Source organism: Christensenella sp. KGMB01412 (assembly GCF_055522415.1).
This window is the reverse complement of record NZ_JBVFVW010000001.1, coordinates 433,529-452,496: the sequence shown is the minus strand read 5'-3', so window position 1 is coordinate 452,496 and position 18,968 is coordinate 433,529. Positions and strand designations below refer to the sequence as shown.

General features: G+C 46.3%; 16 protein-coding genes and 2 tRNA genes. 10 read left to right on the top strand and 8 right to left on the bottom strand.

Annotated features, from left to right (window positions below):
- Window positions 1–36 precede the first annotated feature (36 nt).
- From ACS5WU_RS02190 to ACS5WU_RS02145, 10 genes are all read left to right on the top strand, one after another.
- Window positions 37–987 carry a 6-phosphogluconolactonase gene (locus tag ACS5WU_RS02190; RefSeq protein WP_059108539.1) on the top strand — a complete coding sequence of 317 codons (951 nt, stop codon included), beginning with the start codon at window positions 37–39 and terminating at the stop codon, window positions 985–987.
- A 31-nt stretch (window positions 988–1,018) separates the two neighbouring features.
- Window positions 1,019–1,795, top strand: coding sequence for an SDR family NAD(P)-dependent oxidoreductase (locus ACS5WU_RS02185; RefSeq protein WP_046444344.1), 777 nt, complete (start codon window positions 1,019–1,021; stop codon window positions 1,793–1,795).
- Between the two features lie 12 nt (window positions 1,796–1,807).
- Window positions 1,808–2,575, top strand: a complete 768-nt coding sequence (locus ACS5WU_RS02180) for an SDR family NAD(P)-dependent oxidoreductase (RefSeq protein ID WP_059108540.1) — start codon at window positions 1,808–1,810, stop codon at window positions 2,573–2,575.
- Between the two features lie 92 nt (window positions 2,576–2,667).
- The gene (locus tag ACS5WU_RS02175; RefSeq protein WP_302761562.1) at window positions 2,668–3,495 is read left to right on the top strand and encodes an aldose epimerase family protein; all 828 of its coding nucleotides are present in this window, start codon (window positions 2,668–2,670) and stop codon (window positions 3,493–3,495) included.
- 22 nt (window positions 3,496–3,517) lie between these two features.
- Window positions 3,518–4,222 (top strand): PIG-L deacetylase family protein, encoded by a 705-nt coding sequence (locus ACS5WU_RS02170; RefSeq protein WP_046444341.1) that lies wholly within the window; start codon window positions 3,518–3,520, stop codon window positions 4,220–4,222.
- A 19-nt stretch (window positions 4,223–4,241) separates the two neighbouring features.
- Window positions 4,242–4,952, top strand: a complete 711-nt coding sequence (locus ACS5WU_RS02165; RefSeq protein ID WP_302761565.1) for a glucosamine-6-phosphate deaminase — start codon at window positions 4,242–4,244, stop codon at window positions 4,950–4,952.
- A gap of 49 nt (window positions 4,953–5,001) precedes the next feature.
- Window positions 5,002–5,075 (top strand) — tRNA-Trp (locus tag ACS5WU_RS02160).
- Window positions 5,076–5,254: 179 nt separating this feature from the next.
- A complete protein-coding gene (gene proC, locus ACS5WU_RS02155; protein WP_302761567.1) occupies window positions 5,255–6,049 on the top strand; it encodes a pyrroline-5-carboxylate reductase in 795 nt (264 codons plus the stop codon).
- A 13-nt stretch (window positions 6,050–6,062) separates the two neighbouring features.
- Window positions 6,063–6,509: a ribonuclease HI gene (gene rnhA, locus ACS5WU_RS02150; RefSeq protein ID WP_046444339.1), complete on the top strand. Its 447-nt coding sequence runs from the start codon at window positions 6,063–6,065 to the stop codon at window positions 6,507–6,509.
- Between the two features lie 271 nt (window positions 6,510–6,780).
- Window positions 6,781–7,836 carry a tyrosine-type recombinase/integrase gene (locus ACS5WU_RS02145; protein ID WP_302761569.1) on the top strand — a complete coding sequence of 352 codons (1,056 nt, stop codon included), beginning with the start codon at window positions 6,781–6,783 and terminating at the stop codon, window positions 7,834–7,836.
- Between the two features lie 20 nt (window positions 7,837–7,856).
- Here ACS5WU_RS02145 and ACS5WU_RS02140 read toward each other — a convergent pair whose 3' ends face one another.
- From ACS5WU_RS02140 to ACS5WU_RS02105, 8 genes are all read right to left on the bottom strand, one after another.
- A complete protein-coding gene (locus ACS5WU_RS02140) occupies window positions 7,857–9,128 on the bottom strand; it encodes a methionine gamma-lyase family protein (RefSeq protein ID WP_302761571.1) in 1,272 nt (423 codons plus the stop codon).
- The gene (gene miaA, locus ACS5WU_RS02135) at window positions 9,125–10,036 is read right to left on the bottom strand and encodes a tRNA (adenosine(37)-N6)-dimethylallyltransferase MiaA (protein ID WP_059108546.1); all 912 of its coding nucleotides are present in this window, start codon (window positions 10,034–10,036) and stop codon (window positions 9,125–9,127) included. The genes ACS5WU_RS02140 and miaA overlap by 4 nt, the downstream gene beginning before the upstream one ends.
- Window positions 10,033–11,904 carry a DNA mismatch repair endonuclease MutL gene (gene mutL / locus ACS5WU_RS02130; protein ID WP_302760479.1) on the bottom strand — a complete coding sequence of 624 codons (1,872 nt, stop codon included), beginning with the start codon at window positions 11,902–11,904 and terminating at the stop codon, window positions 10,033–10,035. The genes miaA and mutL overlap by 4 nt, the downstream gene beginning before the upstream one ends.
- Window positions 11,894–14,473, bottom strand: coding sequence for a DNA mismatch repair protein MutS (mutS, locus tag ACS5WU_RS02125; protein WP_465088908.1), 2,580 nt, complete (start codon window positions 14,471–14,473; stop codon window positions 11,894–11,896). Before mutS ends, mutL begins: the two co-directional genes overlap by 11 nt.
- Before the next feature lie 9 nt (window positions 14,474–14,482).
- Window positions 14,483–15,838: a tRNA (N6-isopentenyl adenosine(37)-C2)-methylthiotransferase MiaB gene (gene miaB, locus ACS5WU_RS02120; protein ID WP_046444333.1), complete on the bottom strand. Its 1,356-nt coding sequence runs from the start codon at window positions 15,836–15,838 to the stop codon at window positions 14,483–14,485.
- A 123-nt stretch (window positions 15,839–15,961) separates the two neighbouring features.
- Complete coding sequence (locus ACS5WU_RS02115; RefSeq protein WP_046444332.1) at window positions 15,962–17,125, bottom strand: C40 family peptidase; 1,164 nt, start codon at window positions 17,123–17,125, stop codon at window positions 15,962–15,964.
- 171 nt (window positions 17,126–17,296) lie between these two features.
- Window positions 17,297–18,700, bottom strand: coding sequence for an amidophosphoribosyltransferase (locus tag ACS5WU_RS02110; RefSeq protein ID WP_046444331.1), 1,404 nt, complete (start codon window positions 18,698–18,700; stop codon window positions 17,297–17,299).
- A 170-nt stretch (window positions 18,701–18,870) separates the two neighbouring features.
- Window positions 18,871–18,957 (bottom strand) — tRNA-Leu (locus ACS5WU_RS02105).
- Window positions 18,958–18,968 lie beyond the last annotated feature (11 nt).

The window sequence follows — 18,968 nt, the reverse complement described above, 5'->3', positions numbered from 1 at the left end:
ATAATAAAACAACAATATAAATCAGAGGTGACTGAAATGGACTTATTATCGACAATCAAGAACTCAAATATGGAACATTTTCTGCCAAAGGGATGGGATCTCAAACGGCTGGACGATTGCTGCTCCCACGCGCCGGAGGAAATCTTTGAAAAACAAAGCTTTTGGCACGATGATTTCAAGCCTGTTTTGTGCGAAAACAATACAACCTTTGGCATGATGATGGGACACGAAATTGCGCTGACAATAAAGCAGGCAAAGGACGCTGGACATAAACTGGCAATGATCCTCCCCGTAGGCCCTATGGGAATGTACGAATGGGCGGTTTACTTCCTGAAGGAATGGAACGTTGACTGCAAGCATGTATATGGATTTAATATGGATGAATGGAGCGACGAGACAGGTACGACGCTTGATAAAGACAATAACGGTTCTTTCCAGCATGCTATGGAAGCAAGCTTTTATGGGCCGCTTGGTAAGCTCACCGTTCCAGAAAACCAACGCAATTTTGCAACCAAAGAAAACTTGCCTACCTATGCGGAAAAAATAGCGAAGCTCAAAGCTGAAGGCGCAAAACTTGTGACGGTATTTGGCATTGGAAGGGTATTCCACATTGCATTTTGGGAACCGCATTTTGCAGGCGAATACGATTCCTTTGAGGAGTGGAAATCACAGACATATAGACTGGGAGCCCATTTACATCCGCTGACCATCGAACAAAACGCATTGCATAGCTTCAAAAGCCGTACCACGCAGGTGCCGGCATTTGCAAATACGATCGGGCCGGGGTTGTTCCTGCAATCGGATAAAATTATCGGCGGCTGCGACGGTTGCTATGACAGGGGCATGATGTGGCAGGGTATGTCGCTTTGGACGGCGCTGCGCTACGGGCCTGACATGTGGGTTCCAGCAAGCTTTATGCCGACGCTTCCCGGGAAACTCTTCTTTATCAAGGAGCTGGCGGGCCCGCTTGTTGCGGAATGTAATTAACTCTCTTACGGGATACAGGTAAGGAGCGGTCATGAAAAATAAATTTGATTTGACGGGAAAGGTCGCCGTCGTAACAGGCGCGGGACAGGGACTTGGCGAAGCATTTGCACGATCCCTTTCCTCAGCGGGTGCGAAGGTGTATCTCATGGCGCGCAATGCGCGGCGTCTTGAAACCACCGCAAAAAAAATATCGGATGAGACGGGGAATGAAACCTATACGTGCGCGCTCGATATCACAGATGAGCAAAGCGTGATCAATGCGTGCAAAACAGTCGTTGATACACTGGGAAAGATCGACGTCCTCGTAAACAATGCTGCGGTAGGCAGAAGCAGCGAGCGCCTTGAAAACGAATCGCTTGAGGAATGGAACAGCATCATCGGCACGAACCTTACAGGAACCTTTCTTATGATGAAGCACGTCGGAAGGGTTATGATCGCGCAGAGAAGCGGGAAGATCATTAATCTTGCATCTATGACGGGAAAGGTTGCCATGCGAAATCCAACCATTGGCGCTTACGATGTTTCAAAATCAGGAATTGAATGCCTGACGCGACTGATGGCGGGGGTATGGTCGGAGTATGGAATTACAGTTAATTCGATCTGTCCGGGATATTACATGACCGATATCAACAAGGATTATGTAAAAGAGCACCCTGATTTCTATCAGGACTCCCTGGAGCAAATTCCTCTGAAAAAGTGGGGTGAACCCGCCGATATCGGTGATATGGCTGTATTTCTCGCTTCCTCCGCTTCCGACTACATGACGGGCGCAAATGTTGTGACGGACGGTGGATATACAATTTGGTAAAGGAGAACTGACATGAGATTATCTGGAAAAATAGCTGCGATTACCGGCGGCGGTGGCGGAATCGGCAAAGCGGCTGCACAAACGTTTGCAAAGGAAGGCGCAGTTGTACTGATCCTCGAAAAGGACGAAACGCTTGGGAAGGAAACCGAGGCTGAAATTATCGGCGCAGGCGGAAAAGCTGAATTCTTTGCCCTCGATATTTCAAACTGGGAACAGGTTCAAAAGGTATTTGCCGATATCGATAAAAAATATGGCGGGATTGATATCCTGTATAATAACGCTTCTGTCTTTTGGGGGACAAAGGATGCAGCGATTGATGTAATTGATGTGAAAGTCTTCGAGCAAATCATCCATATCAATCTTTTTGGCATGATGTACTGCTCGAAAGCGGCAATTCCCCTCCTGAAAAAACGTGGGGGTGGGGCGATCATCAACACCTCCTCCAGCTGCGGCGTAATCGGTATTCCAAATTGCGACGCCTACAGCGCCTCGAAGGGCGCGACGATTTCGCTGACAAGGTCGATGGCTGTTGAATTTGGTCCGGAAAAAATAAGGACAAATTGCATTGCCCCCGCGGCGATCCACACGCCAATGATCTATGAAAGCGACCTGAACAAGCCTACGTTCGACGAACAAAAATTCCTCACGCAGGGAACGCCGTTACGCAGGTGGGGAACTGCTCAGGACATCGCAAACATCGCTCTTTTCCTTGCAAGCGATGAAGGCAGCTATATGAATGGTGCAGTTCTTGTAGCGGACGGCGGAATTACGGTTTCATAAGCATGATATAAAAGAAACCTTCTATTATGTGCAAGTATGCCTGTGGGAGCGGGTTTATTCGCTCCCCTGAGCAGTTGAGGTAAACACATAGCATGAAAAAAATAGTAATAAGCAATGATGATGGCGGACTTTTGGCAGAGGTTCTCCCGGATTATGGCGGGATGCTGACGCGCCTTAACTATCATGGAAAAGACGTCATATTTTTTGACGAGGATATGCTTCATAAATCAAACGTTCTGGCAGGCGGTTGTCCTGTTCTTTTTCCATTCCCAAGCAGGACGAAAAACGATACATACACCCTGAATGGAAAGGCATACACCATGCCGTTCCACGGTCTTGTAAAGTGTTCGTCTTTCGGCGTTGTGGAAACGAAAAAAAACAGTACGACACTTTATATCACAAATAACGAGGCCTCCCAAAATGAAAATTATCCCTTTGATTTCAGGCTGGAGGTCACGTATACTTTAAAGAACGATACTGTAGAATTCCTTGCGGCTATCGCCAATCGTTCATCGGAACCAATGCCGCACTATTTTGGCTGGCATCATTATTTTACAGCGAGCGATAAGGCGGAGTTCCAGCTGGATACCGATATGAGGCGCTATGTAAATTACCTGGATGGAAAAGAGTACGAAAACAATATCCCGCTTGATCTTACAAGGGAAGGGGACTATGTATTCTATGAAAAAACAGAGAATAAAACTGAAATTATCAATAAGGCAGACGGCTATCATGCGACGATTGAAACGGACAATTCTTATGAATCGCTTGTGGTGTGTACGCTTTTTGACGGGCGTGTGACAGCAGAGCCGTGGCTTGGCCTGCCGGATTCGATCAATACTGGAAAATATGTAAAATGGATAAAGCCGGGGAGCAGGGAAACCTACAGCCTGAGGATTGAGTTATCTGATTTTTTATGATTGCGGAAAGGAAATAAGTGTTATGAATATTTTAGCGATTGGATGTCATCCGGACGATCTTGAAATTGCGTGTGCAGGGACGCTTGCCAAATATGCGGCGCGTGGCGACAGGGTTATTATGTGCCATGTAGCAAACGGGAATTTGGGACATGCTGTAATCATGCCGGAAGAGCTCCGGGAAATACGTATGAAAGAAGCTGAAAATGCAGCAAAAATAATCGGTGCGGAATCAATTAGTATAGACGTTGGCGATATGCACGTAGAAGCCTCCGAGCGCGAGACGATCAACAGGTTGATTGAAGTGGTGCGTTATGCAAAGCCCGACCTTATCATTACGCACAATCCTGACGACTACATGCGCGATCACCAGCAAACAAGCCAGCTTGCGTTCCATGCAAGCTTTGGTTCATCCATCCCGCATATTGAGACTGTTACGGAAGCATATGGTGAAATCGTTCCGTTGTTTTATATGGATACGCTTGCGGGAATCAACTTTGTACCCACGGAGTATGTTGACGTAACAGATACGATTGATACAAAACTCGAAGCGCTTGCGTGCCATGAAAGCCAGATCAAATGGATGCTGGAGCATGACAAGATCGATTTCATTGATTTTGTACGAACCTGCTCCAAGTATCGCGGATTGCAATGCAGCGTACCTTTTGCGGAGGGATTCCGCCAGTATGCAGGCTGGCCACGGTTTTCAACCAAAAGACTTTTGCCATAGGGATAAAGGACAGGAAAATATGCGATTTATCAGTAAAGCAAGTGAAAAGGAAATGAGCCTTCTGGCTGCACAAATGCTGGCTGCTGTTTTAAAAGAAAAACAGCGGCCTGTATTTGCTATGCCGACCGGCGGAACGCCTGTTGGAACATACAAGGCTCTCGTAAAACTGTATCAGGAGCAAAATCTTGATTTTTCCAAGGGAATTTTTTTTAATGTTGATGAATATGAAGGGCTTGGAGGGGAAAACCCGCAAGGATATTATTATTTTTTGCATGAACACCTATACCAATACGTGAATGTCGCACCAAAGCATACCTTTGCACCGGATGGAAAAGCAGGGGCTTTGGAACAGGAAGCTGCAGAATACGAGGCGAAGATAGACTCCTTCGGCGGCCTTGACGTTGCATTTCTTGGAATTGGCCGCAACGGTCATATTGGCTTTAATGAACCCGCAGACTTTTTTCGTTACGCAAGTTCCTCTGTTACGCTCAGCGAGGATACGCTCCGGGCAAACGCACGCTTTTTTAGCGACCAGAAGGCGGTTCCGCGCCGCGCGATCAGCATGGGAGCAGGAACGATCATGAGGGCAAAATCCATTATTCTAATAGCCGGGAGTGATAAAAAAGATGTGATCAAGCGCCTGAAAAGCTGCAAGGATATTAACCCGCAATTTCCCGCATCGGTTTTGTGGCTGCATCCTGATGCGACGATCATTTCAGCAGAAAAATGATTGACGAAGGATGTCTTTTCGGGTATAATTTAATACGTTGTATTGATCTAGGGGTGTAGTATAATGGTAGTGCATTGGTCTCCAAAACCAATTGTGGGAGTTCGATCCTCTCCACCCCTGCCACATCACAGCAGATTATGCTGAACGGAAAATCCCTCGCTTTTGCGGAGGGATTTTTATGTTGGATCATTCGAAATTACAGTTGCGTAAACGGTATTACGCATCTTATGGACGATTCAAGTTGTAATTGCCTGGTTATTTTAATATAATAGTATTATCTGAAAAGAATGAGGTGAATTTCATTGAATATAATCAAAACCGGTTTTATCGGTTGCGGAAATATGGCTTCTGCGATTATAAACGGCATTTTAAATAATAAAATACTGGATGGCGGGGATATCTTTGTATTTGATACCGATGTACAAAAAGCCAAATCAGTTGCAAACGGTATTACCGTCTGCCCATCTGTCGGTGAGCTGGCACAAAATGCAGATATTATTTTTTTGTGTGTGAAACCCAATATTATTCCTGCGGTTTTACCACAGATTAAGGAACAGGACAAAGCCTTTGTGTCGATTGCAGCCGGTGTCAAAACAGAAAAAATAGAAGAACTTTTGACGGTGCCCGCAAGAATTATGCGGATTATGCCCAACACCCCTCTAATGGTGGGGAAGGGTGCCAGCTGCCTTCAGACTCCAAGTACGCTTACACAGGATGAAGAGGCTTTCGTTGAACAGATTTTTTCTTCGCTTGGCATTGTAGAACATGTTCCCGCAGAACTGATGGACGCTGTAACAGGTGTTTCAGGCAGTGGTCCGGCTTATGTTTATATGTTTATAGACGCGCTTGCAAAGGCTGGCGTAAAAAATGGACTGCCTGAGGACGTATCTCTTCGCCTTGCGGTACAAACGTTTGAGGGCGCCTGTGAAATGCTAAAAAAGACGGGTGATACGCCATCCCAGCTCATACACAACGTATGTTCTCCAGGCGGAACGACGATTGAGGCGATGAAGGTTTTTGATATGAATGAAACGCGCGGCGTGGTTGAATGGGCAGTTGACGCATGCGTTGCAAAATCAAAGGAACTATCCAAATAGAAACAGGAGTAATATGCTGAAGGAAGTTATTTTATACTGCGATGGCGCCTGCAGTGGAAACCCGGGGCCCGGCGGTTGGGGCTGCGTGCTTGATTATAAAGGAAACAGGAAAGAGCTGTCCGGATATTTGCCCGATACGACAAACAACCGTATGGAGCTCATGGCGGCCATTCAGGGCCTTTTGGCATTAAAGGAACGTTGCAGCGTAAGGGTTTTTACAGACAGTGCTTATATACACAATGCGTTTGATAAGGGCTGGATTATTGCATGGCAAAATAACGGCTGGAAAACAGCTTCTAAAAAGCCTGTGGAAAATCAGGACCTGTGGAAACAGCTTTTGAACGAAACGAAAAACCATGTTGTAAAATGGTATAAAGTTAAGGGACACGCAGACGACGAATTAAACAATTTGTGTGATAAGCTTGCGCGCGACCAAATCAAAAAGAACGTTAAATCATAATAAGGTGTGCGCCATCGGAAAAAGATATGTCGTACGTCAAAGAAGCACCTGAATCTGTTCGAAATATAAACTCATGAAAAAACTCAAAAATGTCCGCTTTTTACAATATGCCCGCAAGGGGAAGTGGCTGATCGGTTCTTATTCCAAAATCAAACTATTCGCAAAACACAAGTTTTGCGAATAGTTATTGCATCTGAAAGCCCACTTATGCTATAATATACGTAAATCGCCCGGTTAAGCGGTTTTGTAACGATAAGGAGCCTTTTTTATTATGAGTGAGTCGACCAACTATCATCAAAATCTAAATCAAAAAATGACGTTGAAGCTTCGTGGGATCATGCGTGACCTGCCGTCGTTTACAACGAGCTTTTTTATTGCAATGGAAAATACATCTACGATTCTGACGCGTGTTAATTACGCTGCGGATCTCCGTATTTTTTTCCAGTTCCTCGTACGAGAGCTTCCTGCATTTTCTGGAAAAAGCACCACAGATATTACGCAGGATGACCTGAAAAAAATCACTGTGGATGACCTGTATCTTTTTATGGATTACCTGAACCTGTATACCGCTCCGGACGACGATGAAAAATTTATTGAAAATCACGAACGCGGCAAAGCACGCAAAATTGCCTGTCTGCGTTCTTTTTTTAAGCATTATTATCGTAAAGGCATTCTGGATAACAATATTTGTGAGCTTTTAGATACGCCTAAGCTGCATGATAAAGCAATCATACGCCTTGAGCCGGACGAAGTAGCCAATTTACTTGATATGGTAGAATCCGGTGAAAACCTGACAGATAAGCAAAAGCAATACCATAAAAAAAATGTGATGCGTGACGTGGCGATTTTAACTCTGTTTTTAACTACGGGTATCCGTGTGTCGGAGCTTGTTTCTTTAAATATAAACGATGTGGATTTTAAAAACGGCTGCTTTAAAGTAACGCGTAAGGGCGGCAACCAGGTGATGCTTTATTTCGACGACGAAACGGCAGGCGCACTCACGGCGTATCTTAACGAACGCAAGAACCGTGGAAATTACGACCTGTCCTCTCCCCTCTTTCTGTCGATGCAGGGCAAGCGCATCTCTGTGCGCAGTGTAGAAATGATGGTCAAAAAATATGCACGAATCGTAAGTCCGCTGAAAAAAATATCGCCCCATAAGCTACGCAGTACATATGGCACGATGCTATATCAGGAAACGGGTGATATCTACCTTGTCGCAGATGTTTTGGGCCATAAAGACGTAAATACGACGCGTAAGCACTATGCCGCAATGTCTGAGGACAACCGCAAACGCGCATCCAAAGCCATCAAATTAAGAAAATAATGATCATCCATCAGATCAAATCAAATATTAATCTTCATATCATTGAGGGCATATAAAATGCCTAATTTTGCATGTTCATAAGTAAGCGCGCCTTGCAAATAGGCCGCGTATGGTTCCCTGATGGGCGCGTCTGCCGTTAATTCAACGGATGCGCCCTGCACAAAGGTACCGGCAGCCATAATTACTTTATCATCATATCCGGGCATATCCCAGGCATATGGGACAACATTTCCATCAATGGCGGAGGCACGTTGTATGCCGCGTACAAAGTCCGTCAGGGGCTGTTCACTGCCAAAGATAATCGATTGGGTAATATCGCCGCGCTCGGCATTGTATGAAGGCTGGGACTGGAAACCAAGCTTTTCAAACACACGTGCCGCAAGGCAAACGCCCATGAGCGCCTGGCATACTGTGTGTGGAGCCATAAAAAAGCCCTGATAATACTGCTGGTAACCAAAGGCATAGGAACCAATTTCCGTTCCGATGCCCGGTGCGGAAAAACTTCCTGCAATCCTGTCGATCAAGCCGGATTTTCCTGCAATGTATCCTCCTGTCGGCGCGATACCACCGCCTGGATTTTTGATCAGCGATCCGGCCATTACATCCGCGCCAACTGCCACAGGCTCGTCCATATTAACGAATTCCCCGTAGCAATTATCTACCATAATGATCTTATCCGGAAATTTTTCCTTTACAAGGGCCATCACTTTTTGCAGATAACCGACCGTAAATGCAGGGCGGATTTCATATCCTGTAGACCGTTGAAAGTATATGACTTTCACGGAAGGATTGGCGTTTATTTTTTTGAACGATTGTTCAATATCAATCGTGCCATCCTTTTGGAGCTCTGCGCAATCAAAAGCAATCTGGAATTCCTGCAGGGATCCGCTTGCGCCATATAAGGTGGAAATAAGCGTATCATAGGGGTTTCCCGTCATGGAAAATAATGTGTCCCCCGGGCGCAGCAAACCAAATAATGCAGTAGAAATTGCATGGGTTCCACTCATAAGCATGGGCGAAACGATTGCATCCTCAGCGCCGAAAGCATCTGCAAACACACGGCAGAGCTTTTCGCGTCCTTCATCTCCATAACCATATCCGGTGGAAGCATAAAAATGGCGTGCGGAAATATTATTTTTCTGAAAAGCTTCAATCACTTTAAACTGGTTGACCTGGGCTACTTCCTCAAAACGATGGAAAACGTCCTTCACGTCATTTTCGCATTCATAAACAAAATCCACCAGCTTTTTTTCTATTTTAAAATGGTTGCTGATATATTCAGTTAAATTCATTTGGCTGTCCTATCCTTATTTAAAATATGATGTGCAAGCTCTGCTGCATTCGCATAAGACGAGATATCGTACCAACAAATCCGCTCGTCACGGCGAAACCACGTCAGCTGCCGCTTGGCATATCGACGGGTGTTTCTTTTCAACACGGCTACCGCTTCGTCAAGCGGCATATTTCCCTTGAAATATTCAATCAGCTCTTTATAGCCGATAGCCTGCATGGAAGTTGGCGTATCCCCATACTTATGATAGAGAGTTTCCGCTTCCTGCAGCAAGCCTTGCTGCATCATTAGATCTACGCGCCTGTTGATTCGCTCATAAAGCACCTTGCGCTCCGTGGTAAGGCCTGCCATAACAAAATCATATTCGTCATTCGGCCTGCGGAATTCATAACCGTTTTTTCCATCCCCGTTATTTAAAATCTCAAGCCTGCGGATGATGCGTTTTTTATCGTTCTCATGAATGCGTTCAGCGGCCTGGGGATCCTTTTCTGACAGAATCCGGTGAAGCTCCTGCGCATTGCGTTTTTCCAGTTTTTGCCGAAAAGCCAGATCGTAAGAGGTATCTGTAAAATCCAAACGGTATGTGATCGAATTCAAATACAACCCGGTTCCCCCGACCAGAACCGGGGTTTTACCGCGGGACAGAATGTCCCTGATCCAACCTGTTGCCGCCTGCTGGAACATCGCAACAGAATATGGTTCATCCGCCGCTGCCACATCGATCATATGGTGGACAATCCCCTGTCGTTCCTCCATATCCGGCTTCGCCGTCCCAATATCCATTTCGCGATAAACCTGCATGGAATCAGCAGATATGATTTCACCGTTTTTGAGCTTTGCAAGTTCTATGGCAGTTGCCGTCTTTCCAGAAGCTGTCGGCCCAAGAATAATATATACCTGTTCCTTCATACGATACGTTTAAATCCTTTTTGTAAATCGCTTTTTTTGATTACGATTGCGATTGGCCGTCCATGCGGGCAATTTGGGATTGCGTCAAGCTCTGTGATTTCCTGCATAAGTTCCTCAATCTGTGCGTCTGAAAGCTGATAGCCGGCTTTGATGCTATAGCGGCAGGAGGCACGGATTACCGTATCCCGTAGCAAAAGAACATCATTTCCGCGCACATTGCGCAATTCTTCAAGTAAATTGTCGATCATTTTTTCCGCGCCGCTGACCTCCGCCTGCACAGGGAGCGCGTTGAACTTTAAGGTTAGCGGCCCAAACTCCTCAAAGTCAAAGCCCAGACTTTCCAAAAATTCCGCATGCTTTTGAAGCAGTGCAAAATCTTCGGCAGGAAGCGTAGCGACGTAAGGTATCAAAAGGCTTTGCGATGCAACCGTTCCTTCAACGGCAGCCTTTTTCATCCGTTCAAAATTGATCCGCTCGTGCGCCGCATGCTGATCGATGAGGTACAGGCTTTCACTGCTTTCCACCATAACATATGTGTTCCACACCTGTCCGATGATACGGTAATCAATCAGTCGGCGCACATCCTCGATTTCGGCCTGCTCCTCTTCCGGAGGATTCTGGTATTTTTTTACAGATTCAATCAGTTCTCCAAAATCCTGATCGGGCTGGTATACGGATGGCTTCTCAGAAGTCCCGGCAACCGGGTAATCCATCAAAGCCCCGGGCGTCTGTGCCGCCCTGCTCCCGCTTTTTTGATAGAGGCGTTCGGCGGAACGAAATTCCGGAAAGTCCGGCTTCCCTTCCTTTCCCGCCGAGTACGGCAGCTCTTGATTTTGCTCCGCAGCCTGTGGAATTTCCAACACTGGCGGGACGTTTTGCTGATTGAGTGCTTCATGGACTGCCCTGTTAAGTGCGTCCAAAACCTCAGGCTCCTCATGCAGCATAACCTGGAGCTTATTCGGATGCACATTTACATCTGCCTGATCTGCTGGGAGAGTGAGGTGTAATACTGAAAACGGATAATGCCCCCTCAGCAGCCGCTCACCAAATCCGCGCATCACTGCGGCCTGCAGGTTTTTCGATTGGATATACCTGCCATTCAGGAAAAAACACATATAGTGCGTGCTTTTATATAAATGCGAAGGTTTTGAAATCAATCCATGTATTGTGAGGTCGGTTGTACTGAAATTTACCTCCGCAACCCGCGGCACAATCTCCTTACCATATACGGCGACTACCGCATCCCTGAGCGCTCCATTCCCCGGACTATGGTAAATTACCTTTCCATTGCTGATGTACTTGACCGCGATGTGCGGATTTGCAAAAATAAGCCTGGAAACAACCGATGTAACGTTTGTCGTTTCCCTTGCAGTATTTTTCAGAAATTTTAAGCGGGCAGGAATATTGTAAAATAAATTCTCCACCGTTACTGTCGTGCCCTCCGGCAGTCCTGCGGAAATAATCTCAGGCTGATGCTCGCCGCTTACTGTCAGGATCGTACCTTCTACACTATCCTGAGTACGCGTCTTAATTGTGAGCCTTGACACTGCCGCCATGCTGGACAGCGCCTCTCCACGAAAGCCAAGCGTTTCTATGCGTCCAAGGTCGTCAACATTGCTGATCTTGCTGGTGGCGTGCTTTTGTATGGCAAGCGGCACATCCTCCGGATAAATCCCCAAACCGTTATCCGTCACGCGGATCAGCTCCTTACCGCCCTGCGAAATCTCCACCGTGATTGCCGTTGCGCCCGCATCCATGGAATTTTCCATCAGTTCCTTCACGACAGCGGCCGGATTAACCACTACCTCGCCTGCAGCGATCCTCGCATAAACGGCCTCATCCAGTACACAAATCCTTTTACTCAGCATCGTTTAACTCCTTATTGAGCGAATAAACCAGATTGAGCGCCTCAATCGGAGTCAGTGTGTCAATATTCGTATTTTTGATTTTTTTGACACATTCAGGCAATTCCGCCTTGGGTTTTTCCTTTGGAATACCTGAATTGCTGTCTGTCAGCGATATCTCATAATTCTGCAAACGGTCCAGAAATACCCTTGCGCGCGCAATCACCTGTTGCGGAAGTCCTGCAAGCTTAGCCACATCGACGCCAAAGCTGCGGTCTGTCCCACCGTTTACGATTTTATGCAGGAATATGATCTCACTTCCCATCTCCTTAACGGCTACGGAATAATTTTTGATTCCTTCGAACATATTTTCAAGCTCTACCAATTCGTGGTAATGCGTTGCAAACAAGGTTTTCGCCTGAAGGTTTTGAATAATATATTCAACGCTGGCCCATGCAATCGATAGACCGTCCGTCGTGCTTGTTCCCCTGCCGATTTCATCTAAAATAAGAAGGCTTTTTGAGGTGGCATTATTGAGAATATTAGCAAGTTCATTCATTTCCACCATAAACGTACTCTGACCGGAAGCGAGGTCGTCCGATGCGCCCACGCGCGTAAAAATTCTGTCAACCATACAAATATGCGCACTCGATGCAGGGACAAAGCTTCCGATATGAGCCATCAGCACAATAAGCCCAACCTGGCGCATATATGTGCTTTTGCCCGCCATATTCGGTCCTGTGATCAAAAGCATATTATCCGTATCGCTGTTGAGCAATGCGTCGTTTGGAACAAACTCCTGCTTGCGGATATTTTCCACAACCGGATGCCGGCCATTTTTGATATCCAAAATGCCATCGTCAGCCATTTGTGGCCGCGTATACATATTTTCGTAGGCGACGCAGGCAAATGACTGCATTGCATCCAAAAGCGCTACATGGGCCGCACACGCCTGAATACGGGAAACATTATCTCCAAGCGTATCCCTGATTCGCAGGAACACCTCATATTCCTTCGCATTGCGCTTTTCCTCTGCGTCAAGAATCGTATCCTCCATTTCTTTGAGCTCTTCGGTGATATAACGCTCGCAGTTTGTAAGGGTTTGCTTGCGCAGGTATCGATAAGGAACCTGGGAAAGATATGATTTTGTGACTTCGATAAAATAGCCAAAGACTTTATTGTAACTGATTTTCAGGTTTTTGATCCCGGTCTCTTCCCGTTCGCGCGCTTCCAGTTCCGCAAGCCAGTTTTTTCCATTTTTGGATGCAAAGATCAACTGGTCGATTTCCGGATCGAATCCATGCTTTATGATATTACCTTCTGTAATTCCAACCGGCGCGTCTTCATTGATCGCATGGTCCAGAAGCTCAAAAAGATCCTGAAGATCGTCCATGTTTTCGTAAATACCTTTTAGCAAGGTGCTTTTTGAATTTTCCAAAAGCGCTTTGAGCGTAGGCAACGCAGCAATAGAACGCTTCAGTGACAGGCAATCCTTTGCATCGATTGTTCCATAGGAAATGCGGGAAATGATACGCTCCAGATCGTAAATACTGCCAAGATAATCCACCAGCGAATTACGCAGGTACATATCGTCCTTTATTTCGCCTACCGCGTCGAGACGTTCGTCAATCGCATCAATACTTTTTAACGGCTGGAGGATCAGCTTCTTTAAAAGCCGCGCGCCCATCGCAGTCTTAGTACGGTCAAGAAGCCATAACAGGGAACCTTTTTTCCCGTTTTCCATCAATGTCTGAGTCAGCTCAAGATTACGGCGCGTGCTTGGATCGAGCACCATATAAGAGCTGCCTGTCAGTGTTTTAATTGCAGTGATATGCAAAAGTGCATTTTTCTGGGTATCCACAAGATACTGCATCAGCGCGCCTGCCGCGCAAATGGCGTCGCTTAATTCCCCGCAGCCAAATCCGCTTAAGGATTTTACCTTAAAATGCCCGCACAGAGCTTTTTTCGCGGCTGTCTGCTCAAATGCCCAGTCAAAATACGGGTTTACAAAGGTATTTTTGAATCGTGTTTTTTCCGTTAATGTGAGCATCTTCTTTACGCATGAATCTGCAACCAATATCTCCCGCGGATTAATACGAGTCAACTCGTTCATAAGCTGCGTTTCGTCTGGCAGCTGCTCTACGCAGAATTCACCGGTAGATACGTCGCAATAGCATACGCCAACTGTTTGTTCGCCATAATGGATACAAAGGATGTAATTATTTTCCGCTTCATTTAAGATAGAGTTTTCAACAACCGTGCCCGGAGTCACAACACGCGTTATACCACGCTTTACAATACCCTTTGCGATGCTTGGATCTTCAAGCTGATCGCAAATTGCGACCTTATAACCGTTTTCAATCAGCCTGTTGATATAGTTATCTACCGAGTGATGAGGAACCCCGCACATCGGTGCGCGTTCCTCAAGGCCGCAGTTGCGCCCTGTCAGCGCTATTTCAAGCACCCTGGCCGCAAGCTCCGCGTCTTCAAAAAACATTTCATAAAAATCGCCCAAACGAAACATCAGGATACAGTCAGGATATTCCTGTTTCAACTCCAGATACTGCTTCATCATTGGTGTTAATTCTGCCATAATTCCCTCTTATTTCCGTACTGCCGTGCCAAACAGCGTCGTTTTTTTACCCTGCGTGATCAGGACCTCCTGAAAAGTCCCGATCATCGACGGATCTCCCTCAAAATTGACCATCTTGAACGAACCCGATTTACCGCAGACATGCTGTGTATTGCGCGCGCTCTGTCCCTCAACCAAAACGCATACGGTCTGCCCTTCGTATTCTTTGTTGCGTTGTTCAGTAATTTCATTTTGCAGGGCGACAAGCCTCACTATACGCTCTCTTTTTGTCGTTTCGTCCACCATGTCCGCCATTTTTGCCGCCGCCGTTCCGCTGCGCACAGAATACACAAACGTAAAGGCAGCGTCAAAACGCACCTCCCGCACAAGGGAAAGCGTATCTTCAAAATCCTGCTCCGTTTCGCCGGGAAAGCCGACAATAATGTCTGTTGTAATTGCAATCCCGGGAACTGCTCTGCGTATTTTATCCACAAGGGACAGATATTCCGATCTGGTATATTTACGGTTCATCCGTTCCAAAACCTTTGTGCTGCCCGATTGAACCGGTAAATGGATATGGCGGCAAATCTGCGGGTGCTTTGCAATGGTTTCGATCAGCTCGTCAGAGAGGTCTTTGGGGTGCGAGGTCATAAAACGGATACGCGGTATTTTGGTCTCCGCACAGATCTGGTTCAGGAGCTGTGAAAAATTGATACCTTTGCCATTATAGGAATTTACATTTTGACCAAGCAGCATAATTTCTTGGTAACCCTGAATTTCAAGCTCTTTCACTTCGCCCAAAACGTCATCGGCATCTCGTGACCGCTCGGCGCCCCTTACATAAGGAACGATACAATAAGAGCAGTAATTATTGCAGCCATACATAATATTGACAGACGCGGCAGGGCCTTGGCCCCTTTTAAGCGGTACTGCTTCATGTACCTGCCCGTCGCTTTGCTGCACACGCAAAACACGCTGCTTTTCGGACAGGCGTTCGAGCAGCATTCCAGAAAGCTCGTGGATGTTGTGTGTGCCGAAGATGATGTCCACAAATGGAAATGTTTTGGACAGCTTATGAGCGACTTCCTCCTGCTGCGTCATACATCCGCATACGGCGACAATCAAATTCTTATTTTCTTCCTTCAGTTTTTTGATTTTACCAACATTTCCAAATGTTTTCTGCTCTGCGTTTTCACGAACACAACAGGTGTTGAACAGTATAAAATCAGCCTCTTCCTTTTCCTGTGCCGGGCGGTAGCCAAGTTCCTCTAAAATTCCTGCAATCTTTTCGGATTCGTGCTCATTCATCTGGCATCCATATGTAATAATGTGGTATTTCAAGCCATTTTTCAGTATTTCATTTTTCCAGTAAACCATATCTTTCATATTCAATATTATAATGCAAACCGGCTGGAAAATCTACTGATAAATCGACCTCAAGCTGACTGTGGCAATAAAAAACGGTCTGCAGGTAAACCCTGCAGACCTTACATTCCATAAATTTATGTTTTACCACGGACGCCGTCCGCACACGAAATGACTTTGCCAATAAGAAGAATCATAGGTGCGTTTTACAACCTTGCCGTTCGAAGAGGATGCGTCTATCATCATACCGTCGCCGATCACAATTCCTACATGCCCAACCTTGCTGCGGGCGTTATTGGTATAGAAAATCAGATCGCCACGCTGTAAATTATCAAAAGATATCTTTTCCCAGGATGAATTTTGTGAAAACCCTGCGGCATTGAGCCTCCCTGTAGAAGAACCAGCCTGTCTCAGGCAATAGGTCACAAGCCCTGAACAGTCAAAGGTATTTGGACCGGACGCCCCCCAGACATATGGTTTTCCAAGCTGCTCTTCCGCTACCGATATAAAGCTGTCTATACTTCCTTTACGCTGTACTGCAACTTCCATTTCTGCGGTTGGTTTCGCGTCTGAGGAATAAATGCAATCCAGTGTCATCTCGCCGGTCTTTCCATCTACGCCAAGATCATTGCGCGTCTGGAAAGCTTTGACAGCATCTATCGTTTCCGTTCCATAATAACCTGTCACGCTTCCAATATAACCAAGTTCCTGCAAACGGCTTTGCAGGCTTTTAACGTCGTCTCCGTTTGTCCCTTCAAGCAGTGTGTACGGCTTTGCATCTTCGGAGTTGATAATCGCAAGCGTTTGCGGGCCGCATACCCCGTCTTGCTCCAGGCCATGCTGACGCTGGAAATAACCGACGGCTCCGGCTGTAGCAGGCCCGTAATACTCGGTTGTTTCATCAATCGCAAGATATCCAAGATCCATCAGGCGTTGCTGCAGCGCCGATATTTCCGGGCCTTCCATTCCTTCCTTCAGAGTCGGATCAGGCGTTGGCGTTGGCGCGGGAGTAGGCTCGGGCGTTGACTGTGCAAGCGCCTGCAAGGCGTCGGGTTCCGTTTGTGCCGGCAATGCCTGTAAATCACTTTCCGCCGCGCTTGCATTCACACTGAAAAACGGCGTGTTCCCAAAGGTACCCAAACCAAGCAAAACGACAAGAGCAACCGCAACGGTACCAATACCGCCTGTCAAAATCCATTTGTTCCTTTTTGAGAGACGTACCATGCGGTCTTTGATATTTCTGAAAAATTGTTGTACCCGGAACGAAAAGGAATAATATTTCAGCTTCTTAATATATTTCCTTCGCATAAAAACAAGACTCCTTTTTAAGCATATCAATAGAGGTTGCTTTCAAAATAATGTACATATAACATTACTATTATATATGATTTTTTCTTTTTTTGCACTATATTTATTACAAAAGTATTAAATATCAGGTAAATATAAAAGCCCTCGCTTACGCGAAGGCTTAATTTTACGTTATTCTCTGCCATCCCAACAGTAAGTACATAGCTTACATGGATCGATGCCGATAGACGCCTGCACATCATCCAGACGATGATAACGAAGCGAAGTGAACTCCAATTCCCTGCACACCTCTTCGGTAAGCTGCACATGGCGTGCGCTGTCCGGATCGGCATATTCCTGCAAGACCTCCATTGAGGCGTCGCCCTCATGCTGAGCAATCAGCTTACGTGCTATAAGGTCCAGATCCGACGTAGAGCGTGAGAAATTCAGGTATTTGCATCCAAACAAGATAGGCGGACACGCTGAACGGACGTGTACTTCCTGCGCCCCGCTGCGATACAGGAATTCGGTAGTCTCGCGCATCTGCGTACCCCTGACGATGGAATCGTCAATCATGAGCAATTTTTTCCCCTTGATCAATCCTTCTACCGGTATAAGTTTCATGTGTGCGATGAGGTTTCGCAAATCCTGCTTTTGCGGCATGAACGACCGCGGCCACGTGGGCGTATATTTGATAAACGGACGCGCAAACGGAATCCCTGAATGGTTCGCATAGCCTATCGCATATGCGGTACCGGAATCCGGCACGCCTGCCACAAGGTCAGGATGTACGTTATCGCGTGATGCAAGGATACGTCCCCCCTCATAACGCATTTGCTCTACATTTACGCCTTCATAATAAGTCGTGGGATAACCGTAATATGTCCACAGGAAAGCGCAAATTTTCATCTGGTTCTTCGGAGGCAATATCTGCTCCACCCCATCCGGCGTGATCAGCACGACCTCTGCAGGCCCAAGCTCCCGAAGATCGTGATATCCTAAATTTAAAAAAGAAAAACTTTCCGACGCTACGCAATAACCGTCTTCCTTTTCCCCTAAAACCAGTGAAGTGCGTCCTACATTATCCCGCGCGGCATAGATCCCGTCCTTCGTGAGCACTAACATGGTCATAGAGCCGTCGATCAGTTCCTGCGCATAACGTATTCCTTCGGCAATCGTAGCCTGGCTCCCTACCAGCGCCGCAACCAGTTCCGTAGGATTCAGCTTGCCATTGCCCATTTCAGAAAACTGAGCAAAATGATTTTGGAAACAGCGGCTGATAATTTCATCGGAGTTGTTGATGCGCCCTACCGTAGCAACGGCATAAGTGCCAAGGTGAGAATGTACGGTAAGCGGCTGAGGAGCTGTATCCGAAATACTTCCAATACCCATCGGCCCTGTTAAATCTTCTACGTCCTTTTCGAACTTCGTGCGAAAAGGTGAATTCTGAATCCCATGGATTGCCCGCAGGAACCGCCCGTCTGAATATACTGTCATTCCACCCCGATAGGTTCCTAAATGTGAATGATAATCTGTTCCAAAAAACAAATCATATGCACAATTCCCTTTTTTTGCCGCACCGAATATTCCGCCCAATTCACTATCCTCCGTTGGTTGCTTTGTTTACATAATTGATTATATCATTTTGTGTAATCCGGTACTACCAAAAAAGAACAATTTCCTTCTTAAATATTTTACGTTCCAGTAAATCCAGAAGTACAGGATATAAAAAACCGTTCTGCATACCCTTGTATGAAGAACGGTTTTGGTGCGGATAACAGGAGTTGAACCTGCATGAAGTCGCCTTCACACGGACCTGAACCGTGCGCGTCTGCCAATTCCGCCATATCCGCAATTTTTAAAA